Genomic DNA, 16,409 nt, shown 5'->3' on the forward strand with positions numbered 1-16,409 from the left:
GCATACTTCTCTTACCGGATGAAATCATCTTTTAGCAGTATCTTCAGAGAGGCAACGGTCTGGAATTGTGGATCCAGATTGGATTCCTGCTCTAGCCGGTCCAGGTGGATCGCGTGTATGCCGAGGTTGACAGCCGGGTGAATATCTAATTCAAGGCTGTCACCAATCATGACTGTGTTTTCAGGTCTGCCCTGTAAAACATTCAGAGCATTGGTGAAGGCGGCCGGGCTGGGCTTTTCGTATCCTGTTTCGCCTGAAATGAAAATCTGGTCAAAGAAATGACCAATTCCCAGGGACTCGATTTTGGTGCGCTGCCCGTCTGCCGGTCCGTTAGTCAGTAAAGCCAGTTTCAAGTGTCTGGACCGCAGGTATTCCAGGAAATCAAGCGAGTCCTCGTAAAGCACACAGTTGCGGTTCATGATCTCTGTGAAGCTGGCTGCTTCTGCGGCGAGCGATTGCTGGCTGGTGCTTGTGATTCCGGGGAGTTTCAGTAACTGCTCATATCTTCTCAGTCTGAATTCCGTGATGGAAACATGTCGATTCAGATAGCGGGCGAACAGACTTTCATTAATCTCACGAAATTGTGCTTTGAGTACATCCAGGTCGGTCAGACCATATCGATCGGCAAAGTCGGTTAATGCGGCAGCTGCACCCTCGGCAGTTGAACACAGCGTATGGTCCAGATCGATGAGGACACACTTGATGGTGGTGATGGACATTTACCAGATTCCGCAGGCGCAGTCGTGTTGATTGAATGGTGGATGATCCTGGCTGATGCAGCAGTCTGGACTACAGACCGGTATCGTATCTTTTGAGTCTCTGCTGGCATATACTACCATGAGTGTTGGCTGCCTGACGAGTGTATCCGTCGATTACGTCAGGGGGAAGTCGATTCCGTATTCATGTTTCTACCAGCTGAAAGATCCCCTGCTCTCATGGAAGCGGTTCCGGATGTCGTGCGGCATCTGATTCATTATGCGTGTCACCTGCTCATCCCTTTTCTGATTGCGCGCCTGTTCTGGAAGGAACACTGGGTGCAGGCGGGGCTGATTATGCTGGCGACGATGCTGATTGACGTCGATCATCTGCTGGCCGATCCGATTTTTGATCCGCATCGCTGCAGTCTCGGGTTTCATCCGCTGCATACCTGGTGGGCAGCGGCCGTCTATGCGGCACTACTCTGTCTTCCCTCCTGGCGCTGGCGGGCGGTGGCGGTGGGCTGTCTGTGGCATCTGGCGACGGATGGGATCGACTGTGTTTTGGGCGGGCATTGTCTGTTTTGTTGAGCGGGCTGTGAATCGAGTCGATAGGCACGGGTATCGATTTCTCAAGAACGTTAAGCATCGAGTTGCTTCGTCTGGCGTCCTGCGGTAAACCATAATGATTGTTTATTCCTGCTGAAAACTGATCCTGCAAACCTGGTCTGCCATCATGATTTTATCCTGCCTGCGTCAATGGACTTTTCTGGCGATCCTATGTCTGGTCGCCTTTTCCGGAGCGAATACTGCGGTGGCACAGCCTGAAACCGTGGAAGCGGACGTCTGCATTTACGGTGCGACTCCGTCGGGGATCCTGGCGGCGGTCGCGGTGCAGCGTGCGGGACGGTCAGCGGTGATAGTGGAGCCAAGCCGCTGGGTGGGGGGCATTCTGGGATCGGGGCTCAAGCCGATGCAGGACTGTCCCAACTATGCAGCGACCGGGGGGATGACCCGGGGGCTGTTGAAAAGCCTGGGGCAGCCGAACTGGACCGAAGATCGAACTGAAAACCGCCGGGTGCTGGCGGAGATCAGCCCGAAGACGATTCGCGAAGACTTCCAGAAACTGCTTGCGAATCACAAGATCAGGGTGATCTTCGATCATCGCATTGCCGGTTGTACGCCACAGGCGGGAGACAAAACAGCGATTCAGGCGGCTCTGTTCGATCGGGCCCCCTTTGACGAACTGGGAACGCCGGTCGTGGAACTCGAGGCTCGCGAAGCGTTGCGCGTCGCGGCGAGGGTCTTTATTGATGCCAGTTACGAAGGGGATCTGCTGGCGAAAGCGGGCGTGTCGTATCGCGTGGGGCGGGAATCATCGGAGGAGTTTGGCGAGGAATTCGCAGGTGTGCAGCCTCCCGTGGGGCTGACTCCCGTGGATCCGTTTCAGACGCCCGGTGATCCGAAGAGTGGCCTGCTACGCGGCGTGGAAAAAGATCATGGGAAGCCGCTGGGGGCGGCGGACGATTACACGCAGGCGTACAACTTTCGGTATTACACAACCAGTGATCCCGTACACCGGGCTCCGTTTGGCGTGCCTCAGGGTTACCGGGCGGAAGACTTCGAACTGGTGGGCCGGTATGTAGAGTATCTGAAGCAGCAGCATCCCCGGGAGAAGGACCTGCGGCAGCAGCTGATCGGGATTTTTCCGGGCTGGAAGAACTCAGGCGAGTGGAACTATCAACGGAGTTCGCTGATTTCGATGTCGCCGGTGGGCATCAGCCGGTTTTATGCCGACGGAGATGTCGCCGCGCACGTGAAGATCTGGCAGGCGCATCGAGACTATTTGAGCGGGCTGCATCATTTCATGAGTACTGATGACCGCGTGCCTGAGTTTTATCGTCAGGAAGTGGCTGAACTCGGACTGGATCAACGCCCTCATCCTGAGACAGCCGGCTGGCCGCATCAGTTGTATGTGCGCGTGTCGCGCCGCCTGGCGGGACGTTATACGGTGACGGCTCACGATGTGTATAACAAGACAGAGATCGAGGACCCGATCTGTCTGGCGCAGTACGGGATCGACGTGTATCCGGTTCGGCGAATCTGGTTAAAACAGAAGGGACAGACCCTGTTGGGGCTGGAGGGCAAGATGTTTGTCGGCGGTTCACGGGGGCCGACGAACCAGCCCTACCCGATTGCCTATCGGGCGATCACACCTCAGCAGGAAGAATGCACAAACCTGCTGGTGCCGGTCTGTTTTTCAGCGACGCACCTGGGGTACGCTTCGGCACGGATGGAGCCGGTGTTTATGATCTGTGGTGAGTCGGCGGGGATCGCGGCCTGTCAGGCCCTGGCGGAAAACTGTGCCGTGCAGGAGATTGATGCGAAAGCCTATCGACGGGCCCTGGAGCGGGCCGGGCAGAAACTGGTGTGGGATCCCGCGAAGGATCGGCCCGATTCGGGAATGGGAAAAGATGGTGGTCGCTATTCGATGGCGGGGCTGCTTAAGCAATGTGATTCGAATGGCGACAACATGGTTTCCCAGTCAGAATGGAATGAGAAGAAGTCTCCCTTTGAGTGGCTGTTTGAAATTATTGATGCGAACAGCGACGGACAGATCGTCGCCAGCGAATATGAGGCGTTTCAGAAGTATAAAGCCAAGCACCCGGACTGGCAGAAACGGATTAAAACCGCAGTCCTGAAGTGATTTCACGGGAAGCCTGCGGAACGCGTTCCGTCTAGTTGTGGTCTGATTTCAGCAGGGCATCGATGTCGGTGAGTTTTACGCGGAAGACTTCGGTCTGCAGCTTGTTGCGTGAGAAGGCGATGTAGAGGTAGCCGTCGTGCTCGATGACGTGCGGGTATTGCAGACTGGCGATGCCGGCACTGAATTTCTTTTTCAGCGAGGCGACTGCTGGGGGGAGTTCGGCTGGTGAGGGGATCTCCAGCTTCGCCAGGCGGGTGAAGATTTTGTTGTCGGGGCTGACTGCGAGGTGGAGTTCGCGGCGGTTGACCTGGGGATTCGCATTGAGGACGAGCACCCGGTAACCGTGGCTGGTGGCCAGCGAAAACAGTTTACTTTTCGCATTGGGGAAGTTGGAGAGGACCGGGGTATCCCAGGTGCGTCCTTCGTCTTGGGAGGTCGAAAAGAAGAGCCGCTGCGATTTGCCGTTATCGCGGAAGAGTGCATACAGGCTATTGTCGGGCAGGACCCAGAAGATCGGTTCGTCGGGGCGGAAACCGGAGACCTGTTTGACTCCCACGACGGGGAAGGACTGCCAGTCGTTGAGGGCTTTGACGCCGCCGATCAGTACGCTGACGTTGAACCGCGAATCACGGCGGGTCAGAATCCAGTTGTTAGAGGGGAGCTTCTGTGGGGGGAAGTTGTTGATGGCATTATCGTAGAGTTGGCCTTCATAGACCCACTTATCCTGCTTTGGTTCCCAGCGGTAGGCGACCAGTTCCAGGTGTTTTTTGTCTTGTGGACCAAAGGCGCCGTGTCCCTGGTATTTCGCTGCTAATGCCAACAGTTGACCATCGCGGAGCCAGAGTCCACGGGCGATGAAGGCGTGGGGTTTTGCGGGAGTGCCGGTGACCGATTTTGCCGTGCTCCAGTGGAGACCATCGACGCTGGTGGCATATTTGATTTCCTGGGTCGGTTCGTCTTCGATGCGTGGGCCGTCGCTCCAGATGCACCAGAACTTGCCGTCATGATAGATCAGGTAGTTGTGCAGATTCAGCCGCAGGTCGCGGAGGTCGATTTTATCTGATTTTCGCGGGTAAGGACCGAGGGCCGCCGGGTTGATGATGGCATGTTCGCCTTTGAGCATCGGGAGGCTTTGATAATCGATGGCCGCGGGATCGGTGCCGGAACCGGGGAGGTTCAGAACGGTGACCGGCGTGGTAGTCTTTTCTGCTCCGGTAATGGGAGTGATCGCAGCGGTGATTGAGGCCAGAAGGGTGAGCGTATAAATCAGCTGTTTCATGACTGGGGTTCCCTGGTGGAAGCATGGTTGAGTTCAGGTTGATGTTTGAGGATCTGACCTTCACTGGCCAGTTGCTGTTGCAGTTCGTGAATCGGAATATTACGGGGGGCACACTGTTGCTGGATCGCCAGATGGGCGGCGACGCCGGCGGCCTGCCCGAGGGCCATCCAGGTGGGTTCCATTCGAATCGATGAAAAGGCGACGTGCGTCGTCGAGGCGGCCACCGGGACGAGGAGTCCGTCGATGGTCTGCGGCACCATAATCCGATAGGGGATCTCGTAGGGGCGGGTGATCTGATCCAGCATGCCGAGGTAGCCTTCGAGGACGATGGTGTCGCCCGGTTGTCTGGGCTGGCAGGGGAAGCTGTCGATGGGGAATTCGCCGATTGCGATGGTGTCGGCGAAGGTTTCGATTTCTGCCTGGTCGATCCCCTGCTCCGGCTGATGGGTGATGTGCCGTTCCGTGAGGGTGAATTCTCCCTGGAGGCGACGGCCCTCGCGGATGTAGAGCTGCCAGGGGAAATGCCGGTTGTCGGTGAATTCATCTAGCGGGAGATGATATTGTCGAGCGATCTGGTGATGTTGAGTTGGAATCTGGGTGTCATTTTGCAGGAACCAGACCAGACCGAGGGTGCGATTACGAATGTGAGTGGAGATAGCGGCGCGGGTGGCGGCGTCTCCGGTGATATAGCCGCGGTTCAGTTCCGGAAAGGGGAAGCCGAGCGGACGCGGGTTGATGTTAACGTCGGTTTTGTGGTTGGGGAGCGGCGTCACGCTGAGGGCGCGGACCAGCGTGTTAAAGTGAGCCGGTTCGTAGCCCCGACCCGGTTTGAGCTGCAGCGGACCGGCCAGGCGCCCCGCGGCCAGATCGTCAAAGTAGCCGAGATAGTGGCGGCGTTCATAGTCGGGAGGCGCTTCTGTTAAGGGGGCCGCGTTCGCGGGATCAGTGGTCAGGCAGAGACGGTACGTGTAGGCGGGGAGTCGGTCGTCGCCTGCCCCGGTGCTGCCGGGGAGAAACTGTTGTCGCTGGTAGTCGAAGTAGATTTGGCCGGCGTGGGGTTCGTCGAATTCGTCGCGGGATTCGCGTCCCAGTCGGAAGTCGGCACCTGCAGCGGCCAGGAGGTCGCCTTCATAGGTGGCGTCGAGAAAGACCCGCGCGTGGACGGTGCTGCGTTCTCCACGGGGGCTGAGAATGTCGATTGCCGTCAGTCGTTTTTCTCTGGTGGTCGCGGAGTTCAGAGAGTGACTGGTGAGGACTGTGATCTGCGGCTGTGCCTTGAGCATGTCGTGGAAGACGGTTTCGGCGACCGAGGGTTCGAAGTAGTAGCCGTTCTGGCAGAGAGCGATGTCCTCTGAATCGGGGGCGTAGCGATCAAGATAGTACTGGTGGATCCGCTGTGTGAATTCCTGAAACAGGCCGCCGATCAGGTGGCGGCGTTCGACGTCGCTTTTGCCCAGGCCGCTGGTGGACATGCCGCCGAGGTGGGCCTGGGGATCGATCAACAGGACGCTGCGTCCGAGGCGGGCGGCAGCGATGGCTGCGGCGATGCCGCCGGGTGTGCCCCCGAGGATGGCGATGTCGGTCTGCAGGGGCCCGCTCATGACTGTTGCTCCTGCGTCCAGACGGTCAGGCCCGTGAGATCACGGGTGTTGGGGCTGCGAAAGAGGCTGATCACCAGGGCCAGCGAAATGAAGGCCAGATTGACGAACAGGCCGACCCAGTAGGTGTGAATCTGGAGGGACCAGTCTGCGGGGAGCCAGCCGCCGGTGCTCAGGCCGAGATAGAGGTTGACCAGGATCGCCCCGGCCAGGCCGATGACGGCGGCAGTATTATCAACGCGGCGGGTGAAAAAGCCGAGCATGAACAGGCCGAGCAGACAGCCGCCAAAGACGGAGGCGATGATCCAGCTGAGGTCGTTCATGCTTTCCTTTTCGACGGAGCTGAAGAAGACGGCACCGCCGATCATAATGGCTGAGGCCAGGACGGCGATCAGGCGGGCGAACCGCAGGTAGAAGCGGTCGTCCCTGCCCGGGGCGAGCCAGGGTTTGAGCAGGTCGACCGTGGTGACGGTGGCGATGGAGTTGATCGAGGAGTCGAGGCTGGACATGGCAGCCGCGAGGACTCCCGAAATGACGAGCCCGGCCAGTCCCGCGGGGACCTGGGTGAGGATGAACCAGGGGAAGACTTCATCGGCCTGGAGGTTGGCGACTGTGGATTCCGGAAAGACACGATAGAAGACGAAGACGCAGGTGCCGACCAGGAAGAAGAAGGACCAGGTCAACACGGCCAGGACAGAGTAAATAGCGGTTGCTTTACGGGCCTCGCGGAGACTGCGGGCGGCGATGAACCGCTGGACGACGTTCTGATCGCTGGAGTAAATCGTCAGCCAGTTCAGCAGACCCAGCAGGGAGACAGTCCAGAAGGTGCGTTCGGTCAGGTTGAAGTCAAATGAGCCGATGCCGAACTTGCCCTGGGCCGAACCGACTTCAAAGACCTGCGCCAGCCCGCCGGGGAGTCGCGTGATGATGATTGTGAAACAGAGGATGCCCCCGATCCAGAGGACGATAGTCTGAATGACGTCGGTCCAGATGACGGCTTCGATTCCGCCGGCAATGGTGTAGAAGGAGATGAAGATGCCGACGCCTACGATCACGAGACGGATATCCCAGCCGGTGAGCAGGCTGACCGGAATCGAAACCAGGAAGAGAACTTTTCCGAGGCGGATCAACTGGAGCAGAATGAAACTGAGGGTGCCGTAGAGACGGGGAACGGTGCCGTAACGGTCGCCCAGATATTCGAAGGCACTGGTGGTATTTCCCCGACGAAAGAAAGGAATGAAGACGATGATGGCCAGTACCGCGACGAAAGGTAAGGTGAGGTTAGAGATCAGCTGTCGCCAGTCGAGGGCGAAGGCGGCTGCAGGGAAGGCGAGGAACGTAACCGAGCTGATGGAGGTGCCCAGCATGGAGAGGCCGATGGCCCAGCCGGGGAAATTACGATCGCCGAGGAAGTAGTGTTCGGTCGACTGATTGCGGCGGGAAAACCAGAGTCCCATCCCCGCCATGAGTGTGAGATAGACGAGGATCGCGGCCAGGTCGAGCGGGCGAAAGTGAACCGAATTGGCGAGGAGCATTGATAACATAATCGGCCATACTACTGTTGACGATCCCGCTGAGGAATAGGAGAATCGGTTATTTATTTGTCAAAAACGATCATGGGGTGTGGCTGTGATGGGAAGTCCTTTTCAGTATATTGCGAGCAGCCGGGTGCGGTTTCACCAGGAACTGCATCTGCGGCCCCGACGGATCTCGCGTTACCGGTTTCTGTATGTGGAAGCGGGCAGCGGCGAATATCGAATCGCCGAGGAATCGTTTCAGGTCGCTGCGGGTTGGCTGGGGCTGCTGGCGCCCGGAGTGCGGGAGAACCGGTATTTCGGGCGGGAGCCGGTGTCGTATCTGTTCGTCGAATTTCAGGCGGCGACGCGGCTGACCGAACAGCGTGCGGTCCCCTTCCTGGGCCAGGAACCGAAGCGGTCGGCGCTGATCGGTTTGTTGAAAACGATCCAGGCGGAACAGGCGGATGCGGGGGGCTGTCTGCTGGCGGCGGCGGTGCGGCTGATGTTTCCGGAAGCTGACCAGGGGGAACAGCGACGGCTGGATGATCGACTGCGGAAGGTGGTGCGGCTGATTGAAGCGGCTCCGGATCAGAATCACCGGATCAGCGAATTGGCGGAGACCGCGGGGCTTTCGGAGCCGCACCTGAGGCGGTTGTTTCGCGAGCAGGTGGGCGAGAGTCCCAAGCAGTTTTTGAGACGGACCCGCATGGAATTTGCCCGGCGGCTGATGCAGCAGGAGGGACTGCGCGTGGGAGAAGTCGCGCACCTGTTGGGGTTTGCGAGTGTCTTTCAGTTCTCGGCCCAGTATCGGCAGGTGCTGGGGCATCCGCCTTCGGCGGATCGGGGGCCGGGGTGATGCATCAGCAGGAGGATCTGTTTCGCTTCCTAACGTCGATATTCCGGGTATGTGTGAATGATGAATGTGGTAAGATGATCTGATGGGGGCAGGAGTGTCATTAGTGCAATATATTCAGAGGAAACAGGTGGAGAGGTGATAGACGTATTGATGCGAATCAATGAGATTGTTGAGAAAACGAATATCGATGGTTTCCGCATTGAATCTTATACAGGAGATAATCTCCTGATTACCGGAAGCTTTGATTTCGCGTATTATCACGAAGTCGAAGTTGAGTTTCGCGAGGTTACGTATCTTGCATTGCCTGTTCTGTTTTGGAATCCACACTTTCGGCTGGCCTCCGTTAACGAAATCGAAGTGGTTCGAAAATTCATTGCCGTCTGTGACAGGCATGCGGTTTTTTGTATTGAAGCTGAAAGTGATGCCAGTTTTGAGAAAATTCCTTTTTATGTGGTTGCTGAAAATGTCAGGTTGCGAGAAGGGACCGTTTATTATTACGAACGGGAACATTTAGAAGAGAATGAGCGAATTGCGGACTGGGTGAAACGAAAATCCTGAAGATGGCCTGCTGCTTTGTTATTTCAGCCGGATGGGCGTTTTCTGGTAGTCACTGTCGGACAAGCCGACAGTGGCACCCGGTGAGAGAGGAATCGTCAGAACAAACATGATTAAGAACATCAGAGAAGGCATCATCGTATTGGTTTTTATCCTGCTCTTACCAATTCTTGTGCCTTATTCGCTGTTAAAGGACCGGGTTGAGAAGCGCAGACGCAGACAACTGGCGAGTCGGTTTGTCTGTCTGGAATGCGGTGAGATACTCGGAGTCGAGGCAATTCAACTGGCGGATGAACGCTGGGATGAGATCGTGAAAGCAATCATCGCAAAGAGTGAACCAGGAACCAGGCTGAGGCTGGTCCGCACGGTCGATGCGATCTGTCCGCACTGCGGTTGCCTGTATCTGTATCATCAAGCGGAACGGACGTTTGTGGTACGTAAGGAGTCTCCTGAGTGGGAACGGCTGGAACCGAAACTGGATTCTGAATAATGAGTATGCGTTCTTTCCGTTCAGAATGGTTGTGTTCGGTGTCCCCTGCTCTTTTATTTCAGTAGAATTGGAGCTGTCGGGTCTTCACTTTCGAGCAGACCGACACTGGCAGCCGGTAAAACAGTGGCGTTTAGGCGTTTAATAGAGGTGTTCTAAATGGCCTGGTATCCTGAAAATTGCCCGTTGTGTGCGGCTCCTTTGGCACACAGTATGAATACCGTTCCTGATCAGGTCTGCTGCCCGGAGTGTGGTTGTCGGATTGAGGGGGCAAAGTTCCTGCTGGCGTTCTGGGAACGTGAGCGGACCGCGCTTGAGCTGACTTTGTCCCGACCGGTAACTCTGGAGACCCGGTTACGGGAACTTGACTATGATTCGCTGATTGTGGTGGAACTGGTGATGCTGCTGGAAGGAGAGATTACTCTTCTCGTTCCTGATGTGGACTATGAAGTCTTAAGTCAGTCGCAGACGGTGCGTGAGCTGTTGAGTCGTTTGTCGCATCTGGTCGCTGCCAGGAAAATGTGACTGGTGTGGCCGTTTGATAGATCCTGCAGTTTGACTCTGTTTCAGATTCTTAAAAGGGATGGTTATCTCCGTACCCTGCTGAAACTCTCGGAATTCCTTAGATTAATTGTGATTCGTTCTGAAATTGTTTTTGAACTGGTGATCAGTATGGTATAAGTGTGAGTAACTGTGCTGGTTCCGGCGCAGTTCGAGCAGGAGGACAGCAGCGCGACGAGATCTTCTGCATTACTTTCAGAAAAGCAGACGAATTATATCAGGGGGAATGAGCTATGAGTGACGCAGAAGCAATGTCGCAGGATGAGATCGTACAGGCGTTGTATCAGTTTGCGGCAGAGAAGATGCGGGATGGTGCCTCGAATCAGCAGGTCCAGGCGGCGCTGATGGAGCAAGGTGTCGATCAGGAATCGGCGGAAATGATTGTCTCGCAATTAAGCGAAGCACGGGATGCACAACTGAAAGAAGCCGCCCAGAAAAATATGATGTTCGGTGCATTGTGGTGTATCGGCGGAATTGTGGTGACAGTGCTTACCTATTCGGCTTCCTCGGAAGGGGGCACTTATGTTGTGGCCTGGGGGGCGATTGTTTTTGGAGCCATTCAGTTTTTCCGAGGCATGTTCCAGACTGGAATGTGAATTCCAGCAGTGCGCGGGCACCGTCTGTGGATTCATGCGGAAAGGAACTCGGGTAATGCGAACAGGTTTTGTGCTATTGATGGTCTGTACGCTATTAGTGCCGACTCCCCTGCTCGCCTGCATGTGGGATTACGATACGTTGCAGATGGAACGGCAGCGGTTTCCTTATGCGCAGGAACTGATTGCCGGTCAGTTTCTGAGGCATTCAGACGCCTATTATCAATGGCGGATCAAAGACCGCAGCAGGATTGCGCCTGATGATCGTACGCCGGCGGACTATGATGACCTGGCGGTGGCTTATGAAAAGCTGGGAGAGCATGACCGGGCGATTGAACTCATTCAGGAAAAAATTTCGCGCTGGCCGGAAAAAAACCGTTATGAGTCGGAAGCGAATCTGGGGACATTCCTGATCCATGCCGGTCGCTACGAAGAGGGACTGGAACATATCAGGCGGGCGATTGAAATCAACCCCGAAGCGCATTTTGGTCGCGAAGTATATCAGCAGTTGCTGGTGGAATACATGCTGCAGCAGCGTGCCTCGGGAGAAACTTTGCCTCTGCGTCAATCAGCTGAAGCGGAGGGTGTCGGATTGGTCGGATTTGCGAGGTTTGTACACGACCAGCAGAATACACCTTCCCGGAATGGAATCTCTGAAACTCAGAAAGCGACCAAAGGTGTACTGGGAATGATGCAGTTCGGCAATTATCGCTCGCCGATTTTACTGGAAGCGCTGGGCGATCTGCTGATTGCGAGTGGATATCCCGATGATTCCAAAATGCTGGCGGCGCGGGCGTATCTGAAAGCATCGTACGAAGTCTCGGATGAAACAGCGAAAAAAAAGTATCGGGAAAAGGCAGAGCAGGTTCTTGAGTTACAGGTTCCGCGCAATCTGGAGCAGGTCGAAGCAGAGCTGAAACAGGAGATCGAACAGGGTAATGCATTTTTTGTCCAGATTAAATCCGATGAAAGTGCCTGGGTGGCAGCGGGAGAGAATCTGGACCGTAAGTTCGGTATGAAGTATTACCAGCAACCTGAGTTGACAGTGGATAATAATTACCCGATGTCTCTCGAAACGAGGATTGTGATCTTCCTGCTGGTTCTGGCAGGAGGCTTTGTGCTGTTCATCACTGTCGTCAGTGTGCTGATCTGGAAATGGTTCAGAAAGTCATCCACAGTTCAAATTGAAGTAAAGGGATGAATATGGAATTCGCTTCCCCTGTGATTGAAGTACCGGCAACACCGGAATATGTGCTGGAGGTGTTGCTGGATCAGTCGCGTCAGTACTGGAGTAAAATCTCACTTTTTTCCGAGGAAGAAGAAATCCCGGTGACACTCGATTCTCCCTTGGAAACGCTCTGGGATGCCTGTAGTCTCTATGACTCGTTGGTAGTAAGTATTGATACAAAAGCCTGGCTGGGGTTGAGTGAATCAGACTGGATACAGGCGGTTTCTGGTCCTCAGATGCATACAGTACGCGATTTTTGTGAACCGATCGCTGCGAGAATGACAATGCCGGTGATTTCCCTGGAGACTTTTATCGGTCGAACTTGTCGACCTGCGTCTGCTTTTCTGGCGATTCGTTCGCTGTTGCAGGAGGCTGGTGTTGATGTTGCAGAAGTTGCCCCCTCGACGGCCTTATCGAAAATGACACGGCAGCATCTGAGTCTGTTTCTGGGACCGATCGCCAAACTGGCACCCGGAGTTTTGCCTGCAGTGCAGGTGAAAAGACCGGTGTGGGATACGAACTGGATTGGAACAGCGGCTATATTATTCTATCTCCTCCTCGGCCCTCTGAGTGTAGGGTATGGGACTGCAGCTTATCTGTTATTTATGTTTGTGTTTGCATGCTTGCTGATTACTGCCTATGGTACCAAGGAACGTGACCCGGCCCGGGTACAATTCGGAAACCTGCGAACCTTCAGAGATCTGTCGGAACTGATTGCACAGCGTGCTGCGTTTCAAGCGTGAGTGGTGCGTTTCTCATTTCATGGAGATGACATGATGAAGTCAGCAGAGTCTGTTTTGCGACAGCCGGTAACGGCGGAATATGTGTTGTCGGTCTTTCAGGATCAACATCGGCAGATTTTCCTGCTTGAGCATGATATGCTGCCTCGTGAAGAACTGACAATGGAGACGACTGTCGAAGAATGGCAGTGGCAATGTGATTATCTGGAATGGCGGCCACTGGGACGAGCCTGGAATGATGCCTGGGGGATTGCCCTGACCGATGAAGAGTGGCGCGCGGTGCTCAGGCCGGAGCGCAAGAAAAGACTGGGTGGTGTGTGTGAGTTGATCGCCCGGCATGCTTCTGCCCCTGTACTTCGTGAAGAGACGTTTTTCGGAAAGCCGTGCCGTTCCGCTTCGGTGTTTCTGACAATCCGCGCGTTGCTCCAGGAAGCGGGGGCGGATGTCTCGGAAATTGCTCCTTCTACCCCTCTCATTCCCTATACGAATCAATTCGCAAGTACTTTCCGTTGGAACATTGCAAATCTGGCCCCAGGAGCCATGCCCGGGGCCAAGATAATGAACTGGGATCATTATCGGGGAGCTGACATCAGCCTGCTGTGGATGACCGGTACTTTGCCTTTCGCATTGATGTTTTCTCTTGGGAGTCGCAGTCTCTGGCCGTTGCTGTTTCCCGGTGGCTTTCTACTGCTGTTTCTGTTGTTTCGTGCAGAATTGCATCGTCGGGGAGGACGCCAGTTACAATTCGGGAATCTACGCACGTTTCGTGATCTTTCGGAACTGATCGCTACCCGTGCGATGTTTCAATCATAGACTTCTGCTGGATTGAGCATTGCGGATTCAGATCATTTCGGGATCTGCCAGCCTGATTCGACTCTTAATTGCGGTCTGATTCTGTTAGGGTATCAACAGAATCAACATGGATGGTAGAATGCTGTCTTTCAACTGGCTTAAGAGGATCTGATGAAAAAAGAAGAAGTCGCTTATATTGGCTGTCGGCTGGTCGGGCTGTTTTATGTAATCAAAGCACTGGAAACCGTGGCTTCCTTTGTCATGACGTTTGTGGCATGGAAGACGGCGTCGGCCCAGTTCTCTACTTCGGTTTCCGGAATGTTTTATCTGCAGTTGATGCCTTTGACATTTTATACCATCACCGCCTGTCTGCTCTGGTTTGGTGCCGACACCATCGTGAGATATCTGTTGTCGGACAGTGAGTTTCAATCATCTTCAGTAAGTGTCACTGCGAATCAGATGCAGTCCGTGGCGTTTTCCGCAGTCGGACTGCTGGTGTTGACCTGGGGGATTGTTGATTTGAGCAACGTACTGTTTCAACTGTTTCAGTTAAAGAAATCGAGCAATTTTGCGCAGATTCCTTTGACCCTGCAGGCAGAGTGCGTAGAGGTTACCTGTCGTCTCCTGCTGGGATTTTGTCTGGTGTTTGGAGCCCGTGGCTTGAGCGGCTTTGTTACGCGGTTGCGTCAACCTGAATTGAGGTGACGACGCGTCCTGTAATTTTTGGTGCCGAATGAATCTGAAATGCCTGTTTTTGACGCTGTCTCTTTTCACTGCTGGTGAAACTGCCGCCGTCGCTCAGGCTCCCACGGAATTCAATGACTGGCAGCTGAATTCCGACCAGATGCCCAGTCTGTATGAAATCGAACCGAACACTCCCTATGACTTGACGTTTCGCTTTGGGCATATGATTTTTGCTTATGAGCCAGATGACTGGAAGCGCAGAGGTCTGAAGCAGAAACCCGTGAAGCTGGAGTCTTTGGTACGCGTTGGTAAAGCAGTTACTGCTTCAGAGCCGGATGCCATTTTTCGGGCCCTGGTTGATCAGCAGTTGGGACAGAGACAGACGTTTCAGTTTCAAAAGGCGAATCTGTTGCTGTGGGACGACTCGGGCGAAGAGGATCAGGCAGAATCGTATCTGTGGGAAATTGTCTGGAAAAAGCTTCCGGTTTATGGCGGCCTGGTGGAAGGCCCGGAGCGGATTAAGGTACTGGTCGATGCGCAAGGTTCTCTGATACCACATGATCGTTACCTGATCGATACGGTCACATTATTGTTGCCAGAGCGGGAGATTGACCCCGAACAGAATCCCCAGTATCGGAAAACCGGGCGTCCCCGGATCTGGCCCTGTGCGAAGCTGAAGCTGGAAGCGTCAGACATCCGGCCCGAGAAGCGACTCAGTCCGTCCGAAATCGAGAAACGGGGGCGGCAGGCCTTCGATAAAATGGTCGAAAGGCTGCATGGGATCTACAAGGCCGAGTCGTTTCAGTTCCGGTATGTGGGCCTGCAGACAGCGAAACTACCGTGGAGCCTGAACGCCGAGGGGCAGATTGAGTATTTACATGTCTGGGCGGTAAATTTTCAGGAAGTGCGGACAGAGAAAATGAAAACGCCTCCAGAGCTGTTCACGGTCTGGGTGAAAGAGGACGGCACAGTGGCTGATTTACGGCCGATCGACGAGCGAGACAGGAATTGAACCATGCGAAAGATTGCCTTGCTGATGCTGTTCATCGTGGTTGCGGCACCGTCTGCGTGGGGAGATCCCTACCGGAAAAAAGTTGTTGATCCGATGCTGAGTCGGTGGATGTTCTTTTTGGGTCCTAATTTATCGGTCGCTGAACTGATTCCTGGTGCAGATCTGAAAACATCTCGTACGATCGGGACGCTGATGATCTCGTATCCTGAACGGATCATTGATGAGGAGGATGAGCCGCCTGTCGATTTGAAAGACGTGGTACCGGTGGCGACGGTCATTCGACGTACGAAGCCAGACAAAGCATTGACGGCGCTGATCAATCTGCGCCTGGATCCGGATTGCCATTTTTCCTATCAGGGAGCCAGTCTCGTTTCCCGGAAACACATTGGCTATCGGTGGCACGTGGCATGGGAACTGTCCCCGAATTATGGTGGTTTTTCGGGAGCTCCCATTGAGTACCGGGGCGTGGTGACAGCCCGCGGGAAAGTGATTACTCCGGATTTCTATCAATTCGATACTTTTTTTTCACGTGAGCATAAGCAGTGGCTGTGTTCCATTCTGAAACTCAAGCTGCCCGAGAATCAACAAGAGCAGAAGATACTCAGCCAACAGCAGATTGAGAAACGAGGGCGCGCGGCGTTTCAGGAACTGTTGAAGCAGGTAAAAATCACTCCGGGGACTGATCCGGCTCAGTTTGAGTATCAGGACTGTCGGGCAATTGAATTTCCGCTGCGTGCAGGAGCGAATGGGGAATTCCAGTACATGAAGGCCTGGGGGGTGAATTTTAAAGAGATTCCAGGTTCCGATGAGAAGAAAATAGAAGATTTTTTTACGGTCTGGGTGATGGAAGACGGGACGGTTTCCGAGCTGAAAATCATCTCGTTACATAAGTAGTCCCCACGATTTCCAGGTTTTTCACAAATACTGAGGGCAATACCTGCATTATTAATTACCAGGTACGATTTCGCTCTCTTCGTTATCCAGACATCTAATATATTAGTATCGTAAAACTCAGACTAGAATGGATACTAAGAATACCGTCTAGAGCATATGCAATTTAAACTTTCCAGGCTGTGACCAGAATTACTGTAGCGTCGCCAGCGCT

At 54.6% G+C, this 16,409-nt stretch carries 17 protein-coding genes; 13 read left to right on the forward strand and 4 right to left on the reverse strand.

Features of this window, described 5'->3' with window-relative positions:
* Positions 1–11 precede the first annotated feature (11 nt).
* The gene (locus ACN0YN_RS05650) at positions 12–719 is read right to left on the reverse strand and encodes an HAD family hydrolase (RefSeq protein ID WP_417384015.1); all 708 of its coding nucleotides are present in this window, start codon (positions 717–719) and stop codon (positions 12–14) included.
* 216 nt (positions 720–935) lie between these two features.
* Between ACN0YN_RS05650 and ACN0YN_RS05655 the strand changes: the two genes are divergently transcribed.
* Both ACN0YN_RS05655 and ACN0YN_RS05660 read left to right on the forward strand, forming a co-directional pair.
* Complete coding sequence (locus ACN0YN_RS05655; RefSeq protein ID WP_417384016.1) at positions 936–1,286, forward strand: DUF6122 family protein; 351 nt, start codon at positions 936–938, stop codon at positions 1,284–1,286.
* 145 nt (positions 1,287–1,431) lie between these two features.
* Positions 1,432–3,402, forward strand: coding sequence for an FAD-dependent oxidoreductase (locus ACN0YN_RS05660; RefSeq protein ID WP_417384017.1), 1,971 nt, complete (start codon positions 1,432–1,434; stop codon positions 3,400–3,402).
* Between the two features lie 31 nt (positions 3,403–3,433).
* Here ACN0YN_RS05660 and ACN0YN_RS05665 read toward each other — a convergent pair whose 3' ends face one another.
* The 3 genes from ACN0YN_RS05665 to ACN0YN_RS05675 are packed head-to-tail and all read right to left on the reverse strand — an operon-like array spanning position 3,434 to position 7,823.
* Positions 3,434–4,681, reverse strand: a complete 1,248-nt coding sequence (locus ACN0YN_RS05665; RefSeq protein ID WP_417384018.1) for an exo-alpha-sialidase — start codon at positions 4,679–4,681, stop codon at positions 3,434–3,436.
* Positions 4,678–6,282 carry an FAD-dependent oxidoreductase gene (locus tag ACN0YN_RS05670; RefSeq protein WP_417384019.1) on the reverse strand — a complete coding sequence of 535 codons (1,605 nt, stop codon included), beginning with the start codon at positions 6,280–6,282 and terminating at the stop codon, positions 4,678–4,680. Before ACN0YN_RS05670 ends, ACN0YN_RS05665 begins: the two co-directional genes overlap by 4 nt.
* Complete coding sequence (locus ACN0YN_RS05675; RefSeq protein ID WP_417384020.1) at positions 6,279–7,823, reverse strand: sodium:solute symporter; 1,545 nt, start codon at positions 7,821–7,823, stop codon at positions 6,279–6,281. Before ACN0YN_RS05675 ends, ACN0YN_RS05670 begins: the two co-directional genes overlap by 4 nt.
* 88 nt (positions 7,824–7,911) lie before the next feature.
* Here ACN0YN_RS05675 and ACN0YN_RS05680 point away from each other — a divergent pair, with 88 nt between their 5' ends.
* The 11 genes from ACN0YN_RS05680 (at position 7,912) to ACN0YN_RS05730 (ending at position 16,198) form a co-directional block, all read left to right on the forward strand.
* A complete protein-coding gene (locus ACN0YN_RS05680) occupies positions 7,912–8,652 on the forward strand; it encodes a helix-turn-helix domain-containing protein (protein ID WP_417384021.1) in 741 nt (246 codons plus the stop codon).
* Positions 8,653–8,787: 135 nt separating this feature from the next.
* The gene (locus ACN0YN_RS05685) at positions 8,788–9,210 is read left to right on the forward strand and encodes a hypothetical protein (RefSeq protein WP_417384022.1); all 423 of its coding nucleotides are present in this window, start codon (positions 8,788–8,790) and stop codon (positions 9,208–9,210) included.
* Between the two features lie 106 nt (positions 9,211–9,316).
* Entirely contained in the window at positions 9,317–9,697 is a 381-nt protein-coding gene (locus tag ACN0YN_RS05690; protein ID WP_417384023.1) for a hypothetical protein, read from the forward strand.
* A gap of 156 nt (positions 9,698–9,853) precedes the next feature.
* Positions 9,854–10,219, forward strand: coding sequence for a phosphopantetheine-binding protein (locus ACN0YN_RS05695; protein WP_417384024.1), 366 nt, complete (start codon positions 9,854–9,856; stop codon positions 10,217–10,219).
* A 269-nt stretch (positions 10,220–10,488) separates the two neighbouring features.
* Positions 10,489–10,851 (forward strand): hypothetical protein, encoded by a 363-nt coding sequence (locus ACN0YN_RS05700; protein ID WP_417384025.1) that lies wholly within the window; start codon positions 10,489–10,491, stop codon positions 10,849–10,851.
* Between the two features lie 55 nt (positions 10,852–10,906).
* Positions 10,907–12,049, forward strand: a complete 1,143-nt coding sequence (locus tag ACN0YN_RS05705; protein WP_417384026.1) for a hypothetical protein — start codon at positions 10,907–10,909, stop codon at positions 12,047–12,049.
* 2 nt (positions 12,050–12,051) lie between these two features.
* On the forward strand, positions 12,052–12,819 hold the full coding sequence (locus ACN0YN_RS05710; protein ID WP_417384027.1) for a hypothetical protein: 768 nt from the start codon (positions 12,052–12,054) through the stop codon (positions 12,817–12,819).
* A 30-nt stretch (positions 12,820–12,849) separates the two neighbouring features.
* Positions 12,850–13,629 carry a hypothetical protein gene (locus tag ACN0YN_RS05715; RefSeq protein ID WP_417384028.1) on the forward strand — a complete coding sequence of 260 codons (780 nt, stop codon included), beginning with the start codon at positions 12,850–12,852 and terminating at the stop codon, positions 13,627–13,629.
* Between the two features lie 150 nt (positions 13,630–13,779).
* Entirely contained in the window at positions 13,780–14,313 is a 534-nt protein-coding gene (locus ACN0YN_RS05720; RefSeq protein WP_417384029.1) for a hypothetical protein, read from the forward strand.
* 28 nt (positions 14,314–14,341) lie between these two features.
* A complete protein-coding gene (locus tag ACN0YN_RS05725) occupies positions 14,342–15,304 on the forward strand; it encodes a hypothetical protein (RefSeq protein ID WP_417384030.1) in 963 nt (320 codons plus the stop codon).
* Between the two features lie 3 nt (positions 15,305–15,307).
* Positions 15,308–16,198, forward strand: coding sequence for a hypothetical protein (locus ACN0YN_RS05730; RefSeq protein WP_417384031.1), 891 nt, complete (start codon positions 15,308–15,310; stop codon positions 16,196–16,198).
* The last annotated feature ends 211 nt before the right edge of the window (positions 16,199–16,409 follow it).

The sequence above is a fragment of the Gimesia sp. genome, assembly GCF_048260065.1.
Lineage (GTDB): Bacteria > Planctomycetota > Planctomycetia > Planctomycetales > Planctomycetaceae > Gimesia.

Bases quoted from the DNA above. Each gene is read 5' to 3' on its own strand.
- ACN0YN_RS05650 (WP_417384015.1), bottom strand. From the start codon at position 719: ATGTCCATCACCACCATCAAGTGTGTCCTCATCGATCTGGACCATACG.
- ACN0YN_RS05700 (WP_417384025.1), top strand. From the start codon at position 10,489: ATGAGTGACGCAGAAGCAATGTCGCAGGATGAGATCGTACAGGCGTTG.
- ACN0YN_RS05655 (WP_417384016.1), top strand. From the start codon at position 936: ATGGAAGCGGTTCCGGATGTCGTGCGGCATCTGATTCATTATGCGTGT.
- ACN0YN_RS05710 (WP_417384027.1), top strand. From the start codon at position 12,052: ATGGAATTCGCTTCCCCTGTGATTGAAGTACCGGCAACACCGGAATAT.
- ACN0YN_RS05720 (WP_417384029.1), top strand. From the start codon at position 13,780: ATGAAAAAAGAAGAAGTCGCTTATATTGGCTGTCGGCTGGTCGGGCTG.
- ACN0YN_RS05680 (WP_417384021.1), top strand. From the start codon at position 7,912: ATGGGAAGTCCTTTTCAGTATATTGCGAGCAGCCGGGTGCGGTTTCAC.
- ACN0YN_RS05665 (WP_417384018.1), bottom strand. From the start codon at position 4,681: ATGAAACAGCTGATTTATACGCTCACCCTTCTGGCCTCAATCACCGCT.
- ACN0YN_RS05660 (WP_417384017.1), top strand. From the start codon at position 1,432: ATGATTTTATCCTGCCTGCGTCAATGGACTTTTCTGGCGATCCTATGT.
- ACN0YN_RS05730 (WP_417384031.1), top strand. From the start codon at position 15,308: ATGCGAAAGATTGCCTTGCTGATGCTGTTCATCGTGGTTGCGGCACCG.
- ACN0YN_RS05705 (WP_417384026.1), top strand. From the start codon at position 10,907: ATGCGAACAGGTTTTGTGCTATTGATGGTCTGTACGCTATTAGTGCCG.
- ACN0YN_RS05695 (WP_417384024.1), top strand. From the start codon at position 9,854: ATGGCCTGGTATCCTGAAAATTGCCCGTTGTGTGCGGCTCCTTTGGCA.
- ACN0YN_RS05675 (WP_417384020.1), bottom strand. From the start codon at position 7,823: ATGTTATCAATGCTCCTCGCCAATTCGGTTCACTTTCGCCCGCTCGAC.
- ACN0YN_RS05725 (WP_417384030.1), top strand. From the start codon at position 14,342: ATGAATCTGAAATGCCTGTTTTTGACGCTGTCTCTTTTCACTGCTGGT.
- ACN0YN_RS05690 (WP_417384023.1), top strand. From the start codon at position 9,317: ATGATTAAGAACATCAGAGAAGGCATCATCGTATTGGTTTTTATCCTG.
- ACN0YN_RS05715 (WP_417384028.1), top strand. From the start codon at position 12,850: ATGATGAAGTCAGCAGAGTCTGTTTTGCGACAGCCGGTAACGGCGGAA.
- ACN0YN_RS05670 (WP_417384019.1), bottom strand. From the start codon at position 6,282: ATGAGCGGGCCCCTGCAGACCGACATCGCCATCCTCGGGGGCACACCC.